A 681-nucleotide genomic window follows, 5' to 3' on the forward strand; every position below is an offset into this window, starting at 1 on the left:
GCACCATTTCCATTGGGCTTGGTGCCGTTGCACCACCGTTACCATCCATCACGATTGAGTGACCGGACTGCGATTGACCGAGGAATTTAAAATCTTCGACCCATTTAACTTCTGCTTGCATGGTTTACCTCATTTTGGCATCGCTCGTTGGGTGTAACTTTTGCCCGATTGAGCGTTGTATTTCGTGCCGATACTGTATCTTTCTTATAAAAAAGGGCAACGGAATTTTAAAAATCGCTGTAATTTTTTCGCTCTGTTGCCTTTCTATTTACGTAGCACTTTTTATTTCAGTCACACTTTCTACGGAAAACAACGTTGAGGTAGCTATGAAGAAAATATCTAAGTTATTGGTCGGATTCTCTTTCGCACTTCCTGTCTTGTTTCTACTTTTGAGTAAAACAGGCACCGCCGATACGATGGATAAGATGAAGGCTTTAGAGAATGCAGAAATCGCCACACTGGCTGGCGGCTGTTTTTGGTGTACGGAATCGGACTTAGAACAGCTTCCTGGCGTCTTGGATGTGGTGTCTGGCTACTCCGGCGGGCACGTGAAAAACCCAACCTATCGCCAAGTATCTTCTGGAAAAACCGGACACATTGAATCCATCGAAGTGAAATACGACCCGAATGTGGTGAATTACGAACAAGTACTCGATTACTTTTTCCGCCACATTGACCCAA

The 681-nt window shown here is 44.3% G+C and carries 1 protein-coding gene and 1 pseudogene; one reads left to right on the top strand and one right to left on the bottom strand.

All coding sequences use genetic code 11. From position 1 onward, the window contains the following. A pseudogene (locus tag R8N47_RS25485) lies at positions 1-121 on the bottom strand (osmotically inducible protein OsmC); the annotation flags it as partial. Between the two features lie 205 nt (positions 122-326). Between R8N47_RS25485 and R8N47_RS25490 the strand changes: the two are divergent. After that, the coding region (locus R8N47_RS25490; protein ID WP_318186140.1) for a peptide-methionine (S)-S-oxide reductase at positions 327-681 on the top strand (355 nt) is incomplete at its 3' end.

Source organism: Vibrio sp. 2132-1, from assembly GCF_033344315.1.